The sequence below is a fragment of the Eubacterium sp. AF15-50 genome (assembly GCF_934835595.1).
Lineage (GTDB): Bacteria > Bacillota > Clostridia > Lachnospirales > Lachnospiraceae > Eubacterium_G > Eubacterium_G segne.
This window is the reverse complement of record NZ_CAKVZL010000090.1, coordinates 1-8,584: the sequence shown is the minus strand read 5'-3', so window position 1 is coordinate 8,584 and position 8,584 is coordinate 1. Positions and strand designations below refer to the sequence as shown.

Below are 8,584 nucleotides of genomic sequence, written 5' to 3'. Positions count from 1 at the left end.
GTATAAGGTAAAGGATGCTGAAATTGTTATGATACTGTTAGGCTCTGCCTTTGACACAGTTACAGTGGCAGTTGATAAATTAAGAAAAGAGGGAATAAAAGCAGGCGTCATTACCCTTAATGTAATCCGCCCCTTTCCCATTGATGAAGTTGTTAAAAGGGTTAAAGATAAATGTAAAATACTTGTGGCAGACAGACAGGACAGCTATGGGGCTAATGGGGGAAATCTATCCTTAGAAGTTAGGGCGGCATTTCAAAGAAAAAAGAAAAATGTGGAAATTAAATCAGTGGTATATGGCCTAGGTGGTATTGACTTTGACGTATCTGATGGAAGATGGCTTTTGGAGCAATATGATAATCTCCCTGATTTTAGTTATTATGGCGTAACAAAAGGCGGCAAAGAAAAAGTACAGGATAATCTTCTTAAAAAGATAGATAAAGAAAGAACAATGTTAGGCATTACGGAAGTAAAAAATACCGGAGAGGGTTTAATGGTAAAGGGGGGACAGATTAATGCCACAACGGCAATGCCTGATAGAATTGCACCGGGACATGGAGCCTGTCCGGGGTGCGGAATATTAGTAAATTTAAATCTTCTTCTTAGGGCAATTGAAGACCCGGTGGTGCTTTTGTTTCAGACAGGCTGTGGAATGATTATAACCACTGCATATCCTAAAACATCTTTCAGGGTTCCCTATATTCATAATCTTTTTCAAAATGGGGCTGCCACCATGAGCGGAATAGTAGAAGCCTGTAAAAGAAGACAGGAGAAAGGGGAAATACCTAAAGGAGACATTGTTTTTATAATGGTAACCGGCGATGGAGGCATGGATATAGGTATGGGGTCAGCCCTTGGAACAGCCTTAAGAGGTCATAACATGATTATATTTGAGTATGATAATGGAGGATATATGAATACCGGCTACCAGCTGTCTTATTCTACTCCTAAAGGGGCAAAAAGTGCCACATCCCATGTGGGTTCCCTTCAATACGGAAAGACATTTTTTAATAAGGATATGCCGGAAATAATGGCAGCGGCTAATATTCCTTACGTGGCAACGGTGGCAGAGTGCAATCCTAAGGATTTTATTACTAAGGCTGCAAAGGCGGCGTATTATGCCAAAAATCAGGGAATGGCATATATAAAGGCACTATCAGCCTGTCCTCTCAATTGGAATGACAACCCTGCCACGGAAAGGGCGGTTATAGAAGCAGCAGTGAATTGTGGATATTTTCCATTATATGAAGTGGAGAAGGGAATTACAAAACTTAATTATAATCATGAAAACAGCAACAAGAAAATGCCTGTAAAACAGTGGTTTTCCATGATGGGAAGAACCAGACATTTAGTAAAAGAGGAATATAGTAGTGTAGTTGAGGAAATTCAAAAAGAAATTGATGAAAGGTTTAGAAAACTAAAGGAAAAATCAGTTTCCATAAACATAAAAATGTGATACACTAAAGTCTGATAAAAAACCAAAAGAGGAATATTATGGATATTTATTACTTTAATATTACACCTTTAAGAAATAAATTTATCTTTGAAAGGAATTTAAGTAAGGTAAGTAAGAAACGTCAGGAGAAAATTGCCAGACTTAAAAGAAACGATGACAAATTAAGGTGTTTAGGAGCAGGGCTTCTAATTGAATTTATAAAAGAAAAGTATAATATAAATGACGAAATAGTAATTGATAAATTTGGAAAACCTCATTTTTTGAGAACTAAGGATTCTTTTAATATTTCACATTCAGGAAATTATGTGGTTATAGCAGTTTCAAGGTTTAATATTGGAATTGATATTCAGAGAATGGAAAATAACAATCAGCTAGTGGCTGAGCGGAATTTTCACCAAAATGAATGTACCTATATAAATGAGGGAGAAGATGAAAATGTTAAAACCCAGAGGTTTTATGAGGTTTGGACAGTTAAGGAAGCCTATTTGAAAAATGTAGGTATAGGTCTTAGAAAACCTCTTAATTCTTTTGAAGTAAATTTTGCCGAAGGAAAGGCAAAGATTATGGATAATCCGGGATATGAGATTTTACAGATGAAATTAGATGAAAGATATATTATGTCTGTTTGTGCAGATATAAGGGATAAGGAACTTAATATAGAAGAAGTTGCATTTTAAAAAAGTTTTCACTTTAATTTACATTAAGGTGAAAACTTTTTGTATAATGGGAAACTCCCATATAGATTTTATATTCTTTAATTCTCCCAGCGACCGGAGGCTCCACATGGAAGCACCAATCCGTTAGATGTTACATTAAGTCCGATTTCTTCGGCAGTAACGTGACCACCAAATTTTTTTACAATGGCTGTATTAATCATATAACTTAAAACTGCCGGCTGTAATCCGGTGGTATATGAATTTATAAGGAAGAAAAGAGGGTCATCGCTTAAAATGTTAGTACACAGTTCAATAAATGGGAAAATATTTTCCTCTATTTTCCATGTTTCTCCTTTAGGGCCTCTTCCGTAGGAAGGAGGGTCCATAATAATGGCATCGTATTTGTTCCCACGTCTTATTTCACGTTCCACAAACTTTACACAGTCATCTACTAACCATCTTACAGGACGGTCTGCTAAATTAGACGAAACAGCATTTTCCTTCGCCCAGGTTACCATACCCTTTGATGCATCTACGTGAGTAACCATGGCACCGGCTTCAAGGGCTGCCAAAGTGGCACCACCTGTGTAGGCAAAAAGATTTAAAACCTTAACCGGTCTGTTGGCGTTTTTTATTTTTTCAGAAAACCAGTCCCAGTTAGTTGCCTGCTCTGGGAAAAGCCCTGTATGCTTAAAACTAAAAGGCTTAAGGTTAAATGTAAGGTTCTTATAATTAATAGTCCACTGCTCAGGCAAATCAAAGAAATCCCATTGACCGCCACCTTTGTTGCTGCGGTGATAATGTCCGTTTAATTTTTTCCATCTATAATCTTTCTTAGGAGTATTCCAGATAACCTGAGGGTCAGGTCTTAACAAAATGTAATCTCCCCAACGCTCAAGCTTCTCTCCTGAAGAAGTATCAATAACTTCATAATCTTTCCAATTATCTGCTATCCACATAACGTATTTCCTCTTATTATAATAGTAGGTTTAAATCAACCGGATATATATTAACATAATAATGATATGAGTGTCAAAAGTAAATTTGTTGCCCATTGAGGCAATGGAATTGGAAGAATCAAAATGACTTTGTCATACAGGGATAATTCAATTTTCCTGCGAATGGATTTGACGATAAATTGACACTTACAATTGCTGAAAAGGATAATTGCTCAAAAAAGTGTGAATTTGAGTTTAGCGTTATTGGATATTGTTATGAAATGATTAATAATGGTGGAATAGCAGCATTAGGATTATCAACTGAAAAACAGCAGGATATGAAATATTTTCTAAATTCGTTATGTTACTATAATACTTACGCAAATAAATACTTCCAAAATCATCAATATATAAAAGATAATGAAACAAATAAATGATGTATAACAAACGAAGTTTTTTTACAGACCGTTAATACGAGGAATAAACAGTTTAAAAAGCTAAAAAAAGTTTTGGTCTGACTTCCGTTAGACTAAAATTAAATTTATACAGTCTAAGATAAGAAGTGCGCGAACCTCAATTCCGCTTCGCTGAAATTTGGTTGGGGATTACGCAAGGTATGCTCCTGTTTTTTACAGTTGTAAAAAGGGAAAAGTCCTACAACCAGTGTAAATATGCTGTTTGTAGGACTTTATTTATATCAAAGTATGTGGCTGCTTTTGTTTTTTTCGGGTTAAATGTAAAATTTTTCTGATATTTTTTTGAGAAAAAAGTATACTTTCTAAAAAATAAGGTGCTAGAATTAAAATTTAAATGTGTTAAATTAAGATAGAATATTGAAATGTATACTCTAGAGAGGAATGCAACAAAAAAGAAAGGAAAATAAAAAATGATAAGTAGGAAAATAAAAACGTTCAGTCTGATTCTGGCAGTGCTGATGGTGGTCACTCTGATTGTACCCAAAGCAGATTTTACTGAAAGGCCATCTGTTTCAGAAACAGAAACAGAACTGAAAGAATTTACTGTTAGTGACAAAGATTTAAAAGAAATTGTTGTCGCAGCAAAAAAAGATGGCAGTAAAGCAGCAGCCAGAGTAAATGAACTAAATGGAAATGATTTTGAGGTGGCAGTGAACAAAATACTCACGGAATATTATAAAGACGGAGATACAGACTGTTGTAAGGCATTTGAAGAAAATGTAAATGCAAAAGCTGCAGGTATTATAAAGGGATATAAAGAAGCTGCCAAAGAGAGAAAGAATGCAGACAAACTTTCTTATGAGGCAGGGACATCCATTTTAACTTTTGGTGCGGACATTTCAAAACAGAAAATTAAAGACATTGTTGCTGATCAGTACGGAGAATGTGAGTATATATATAAATGTACGGATGGAACATATATTGTTAAAGTAAAAAACTCTTTGGGTCTTACAGTGGACAAGGCAGTTGATGCTTATGGAGCCTATGATGAAACAATGCAGGTTGCAAGAAATGATAAGGTTGAGCAGATTTCGGAAGCATATGAATTGGTGAATGATACATATGCGGCAAACCAGTATTATTTAAGAACGATGAAGGTGGTAGATGCATGGCAGTATATCCGAGGCGTCAACCATTCAAAGGTCAAAGTGGCAGTAATAGATGGTGGCGCAGATTTAAATAGTGCAGACCTTCAGGCAAGTTCAAGTTTGTCGGCAGAAATTTTGAGTGATGGTAGTTATATTCCGTTAAGACAAAGTACATCTATGTACAATAATAATCATGGCACTGCTGTAGCAGGTGTTCTTGCGGGAACCGCAAATAATGGAACGCAGATTGCAGGAGTCGCAAGCTGTATTAATAATGATGTTGCTGAATTAATTAACGTTAAAATTGAGATGTATGTGGATAAGATTGCAGTGGGGCTTGATTATGCCAGACAGGTAGGAGCAAAGGTTGCCAATCTCAGCCTCGCCCATGAGGGGGCAAACGATGTAGAAGAGGCTGCAATTAATAACTTTGTTGCAGCAGGTGGAACAGTTGTAGCCGGTGCAGGAAACAATGGATCTGACGTTGCAACGTATCCATCGGATTACGCAAACACGATTTCCGTAATATCTGTTGATGAGAGTTATAATATTGCAGCAACCAGTAACCGGGGATGGAATAAGGATATCTGTGCACCGGGGGTAGCAATATATGCACCGAATATAACAGGCTCAGGTTCAGATACCATTGTTGCAGGAGGAACCTCCTTTGCGTCTCCTATGGTGTCGGCTATTGTAACGATGATGTACAGCGTGAACGCAGGGTTAAATAGTAATACCGTAAAAAATATTCTTATTAATACTGCCAAAGACTTAGGAGACTCCGGCAGAGATTATACATATGCCTATGGATTTGCAAATGCTTATGCAGCAGTAGTATCCGCAGCAGGTGGTACTGTAGAAGAAACAACAACCACGGTATCATCTGACACTCCTTCAGGATATACCACTGCAGGAGCAAATTGGACAAATTTGAATTGTTGGTCTGTATACTTTGCATCAGATTGGGGTGGTAATCCGACAGGAAGCTATAAAGATGGTGGTTCCTACAACGACTTTGGAGTTTATGTTAACAAATATAGTGGAGCTGAGTGGGGAGTTCAGATGAAGACTCAGATACTTAGCACAACAATAGGAAAAACATACACATGTAAAGTATCTGCAACATTTAATTCGGATATGACAGATACAATTACATTTAAGGATGAGGGGACGCAGACAACAAAAAAATATACACTTGTGAATGGAACTAATAATTTTGAGATTGATTTCACACCGACAGCAGATAATACGCAAATATTTATAGATTTAGGAAAAGTACCTGCGGGTGGAAATTTTGTAATCACAAGCTTTTCCCTTGAAGAAAAGGAAGAGACGACAACAAAAGTATTTGATGCTTTTGGTATTATAGAGGCTGAACAGTTTACTTCCAACCAGGGAGGGGTAGTGGATACAAATAGCAGTGCCAGCGGTGGACATAATATTGGAGGTGTTTCAAATGGAGTATATATGACGTATGAAAATGTTAACTTTAATGAAAATGCAAGTGCAATAGAATTTTGTTATTCCAGTCCAACAGGAACAGCTCTTGGAAATGCCGAGATATATGTGGATGATTTTGATAATAAAGTTGGAACAATTGTTCTTACCAATAATGCTTCGTCGTGGCAGGAATACGGAAATGTTACTGCAAATCTTGACAGCGAAATATCTGCGGGAAGCCATATAGTATATGTAAAATACGTTACTACAGGTGATTGCTATTATGTGGCAAATGTTGATTATTTTAAGTTTATAAAAGAATCGGATATTGTAACAGAGGAACCAACAACAGAAGAGCCAACAACAGAAAAAATGACGGCGCAGGAAGAAACAACAAAGACTATAAATACAATAAACGGTGGAATAGAAATAAACGGATATCAGATAAGTGCCACAACAAAGGGTATGCGCGTGGTTTATTCTGTGGATAGTGAAATTAATGGAAAAGAAGTTGTAAGTTCAGGACTGATATATTCTCTGGCAGATTATGTGGATGCATCGGAACTGTATGTAGGAAGTTCAAGTTATTATGTACGCAGTTATGAAAGTACATCTGCGGGCAAGTCAGATAGAGTGTTTTCGGATTCGGATATTGCTACAAGTTATGCAATGACAATGAAATTTGCTGCAGGTACAGCTCCAGAGTATAGTGATATATGGAGAATCCGTGCATATGCAAAACTATCCGATGGAACTTATGTATATACAGATTCATATACATATACGATTTATGATGTGGCTGATATATTATATCAGGGATGTAAGATGAATTCAAAAGAGCATCATGAATACTTATATAATGATATTTTATCAGTAGTGAACAAGGAGTATAAGACAAAAGATTACGACTGGAGCAGTACAGTTGTGAAAGGATAAGTGTTGATTTTTATATGGCATCTCTCTAAGATTTAGAGGGATGCTAATCTTTCATATTTTTTTATGGAAAAAAATTGGAATAGGGGTTGATTTTTGAAACAGTGTATGCTAAACTGTTCCTTGCTGTGACATTGATAGCGTAGAAGCGAGAGGTTGCTGCACCAGATGCAGGTTTTCCGTGGAGCGAATGTCAAGTTAGAAAACTGGCGACAAGTCACTGTACAAAAATCAGTCCACCGAGGTAGTGGAAACACCGTGTTTATGGTCCTTTGATTTGGGACACACACGGAAAGGTTGTACGGTCACCGCTTGTCGTGCTAAATAGTACGAAAAGGAGGCGGCTTTTTTTATGGCACAAGTAATGAGAATTACACTTAAGGCTTACGATCACAAATTAGTAGATCAGTCAGCAAAGAAAATTGTTGAAACTGCAAAGAAAACAGGAACTGAAGTGAGTGGTCCTGTACCTCTTCCAACAAAGAAGGAAGTAGTTACAATTCTTAGAGCTGTACACAAGTACAAAGACTCTAGAGAGCAGTTTGAACAGAGAACTCACAAGAGACTTATCGATATCGTAGCTCCAAACCAGAAGGCAGTTGAAGCTTTATCAAGATTAGAAATGCCAGCAGGTGTGTACATCGATATTAAGATGAAGAACGACAAATAATTTTAGAGAGTTATCCTTGAAGGTTTATATAGTAACTAATAGTTACGGAAACTGTTCTAGGATGATCGCGGTAAGCGATCCGCTGTAGATTAACAGGAGGTAATTAAAATGAAGAAAGCTATTTTAGCTACAAAAGTTGGTATGACTCAGATATTCAACGAGAATGGTGAATTAGTACCTGTGACTGTTCTTCAGGCAGGACCATGTGTTGTTACTCAGGTAAAAACAGTGGAAAATGACGGATACAGTGCAGTACAGGTTGGATTCCAGGATATCAGAGAAAAGCTTGTTAACAAACCTGTTAAAGGTATGTTTGACAAGGCAGGAGTTTCTTACAAGAGATATGTAAGAGAATTCAAACTTGAAGGAGAATACGCAGTTAAAGATGAAATCAAGGCTGACGTATTTGAAGCAGGAGATAAGGTTGACGCTACTGCAATTGCAAAGGGAAAAGGTTTCCAGGGCGCAATCAAGAGACACGGACAGTCAAGAGGACCTATGGCTCATGGTTCTAAATACCACAGACATGCAGGTTCAAACGGTTCATGTTCAACTCCTAGTAAGGTGTTTAAGGGCAAGAAGATGCCTGGTCACATGGGTGGCAAGAAAGTTACAACACAGAACCTTGAAATTGTTCGTGTTGACGCAGAAAAGAATTTACTCTTAGTTAAAGGTGCTATACCGGGACCTAAGAAAGCTTTAGTAACAATTAAAGAATCAGTTAAAGCCGGTAAGTAGTATTTGAAAGGAGGAACACACAGATGGCAACAGTATCTGTTTTAAATATGGAAGGAAGCGAAGTTGGAACAATAGAACTTAGCGATGCAGTATTTGGTGTTGAAGTTAATGAAAACTTAGTACATCAGGCAGTATTGAACCAGCTCGCAAATAACCGTCAGGGTACACAGAAAGCTAAAACCCGTTCAGAGG

The 8,584-nt window shown here is 37.1% G+C and carries 8 protein-coding genes; 7 read left to right on the top strand and 1 reads right to left on the bottom strand.

Annotated elements, in window-relative coordinates; translation table 11 throughout:
- Together Q5O73_RS09050 and Q5O73_RS09045 are read left to right on the top strand one after the other, a co-directional pair.
- On the top strand, nucleotides 1-1,453 hold a 1,453-nt coding region (locus tag Q5O73_RS09050; RefSeq protein ID WP_302669522.1), incomplete at its 5' end, for a thiamine pyrophosphate-dependent enzyme.
- 38 nt (nucleotides 1,454-1,491) lie between these two features.
- Nucleotides 1,492-2,130, top strand: coding sequence for a 4'-phosphopantetheinyl transferase superfamily protein (locus Q5O73_RS09045; protein WP_186840035.1), 639 nt, complete (start codon nucleotides 1,492-1,494; stop codon nucleotides 2,128-2,130).
- Between the two features lie 77 nt (nucleotides 2,131-2,207).
- Here Q5O73_RS09045 and Q5O73_RS09040 read toward each other — a convergent pair whose 3' ends face one another.
- Nucleotides 2,208-3,068 (bottom strand): class I SAM-dependent methyltransferase, encoded by an 861-nt coding sequence (locus Q5O73_RS09040; protein ID WP_021952781.1) that lies wholly within the window; start codon nucleotides 3,066-3,068, stop codon nucleotides 2,208-2,210.
- A gap of 179 nt (nucleotides 3,069-3,247) precedes the next feature.
- On the opposite strand from Q5O73_RS09040, the gene Q5O73_RS09035 reads away from it, so the two are divergent.
- The 5 genes from Q5O73_RS09035 to rplD all read left to right on the top strand — a co-directional run.
- Nucleotides 3,248-3,484 carry a hypothetical protein gene (locus Q5O73_RS09035; RefSeq protein ID WP_021952780.1) on the top strand — a complete coding sequence of 79 codons (237 nt, stop codon included), beginning with the start codon at nucleotides 3,248-3,250 and terminating at the stop codon, nucleotides 3,482-3,484.
- A 449-nt stretch (nucleotides 3,485-3,933) separates the two neighbouring features.
- Complete coding sequence (locus tag Q5O73_RS09030; RefSeq protein ID WP_302669521.1) at nucleotides 3,934-6,987, top strand: S8 family serine peptidase; 3,054 nt, start codon at nucleotides 3,934-3,936, stop codon at nucleotides 6,985-6,987.
- Between the two features lie 349 nt (nucleotides 6,988-7,336).
- Nucleotides 7,337-7,654: a 30S ribosomal protein S10 gene (gene rpsJ, locus Q5O73_RS09025; RefSeq protein ID WP_021952778.1), complete on the top strand. Its 318-nt coding sequence runs from the start codon at nucleotides 7,337-7,339 to the stop codon at nucleotides 7,652-7,654.
- 108 nt (nucleotides 7,655-7,762) lie between these two features.
- Entirely contained in the window at nucleotides 7,763-8,392 is a 630-nt protein-coding gene (gene rplC, locus Q5O73_RS09020; RefSeq protein WP_021952777.1) for a 50S ribosomal protein L3, read from the top strand.
- A 23-nt stretch (nucleotides 8,393-8,415) separates the two neighbouring features.
- Nucleotides 8,416-8,584, top strand: a 169-nt coding sequence (gene rplD / locus Q5O73_RS09015; protein ID WP_302669523.1) for a 50S ribosomal protein L4, incomplete at its 3' end; no start/stop codon positions are given.

What these genes read in the sequence shown, in the direction of transcription:
- Q5O73_RS09045 (WP_186840035.1), top strand. Translation starts at nt 1,492, where the DNA reads ATGGATATTTATTACTTTAATATTACACCTTTAAGAAATAAATTTATC.
- Q5O73_RS09040 (WP_021952781.1), bottom strand. Translation starts at nt 3,068, where the DNA reads ATGTGGATAGCAGATAATTGGAAAGATTATGAAGTTATTGATACTTCT.
- Q5O73_RS09030 (WP_302669521.1), top strand. Translation starts at nt 3,934, where the DNA reads ATGATAAGTAGGAAAATAAAAACGTTCAGTCTGATTCTGGCAGTGCTG.
- rpsJ (WP_021952778.1), top strand. Translation starts at nt 7,337, where the DNA reads ATGGCACAAGTAATGAGAATTACACTTAAGGCTTACGATCACAAATTA.
- rplC (WP_021952777.1), top strand. Translation starts at nt 7,763, where the DNA reads ATGAAGAAAGCTATTTTAGCTACAAAAGTTGGTATGACTCAGATATTC.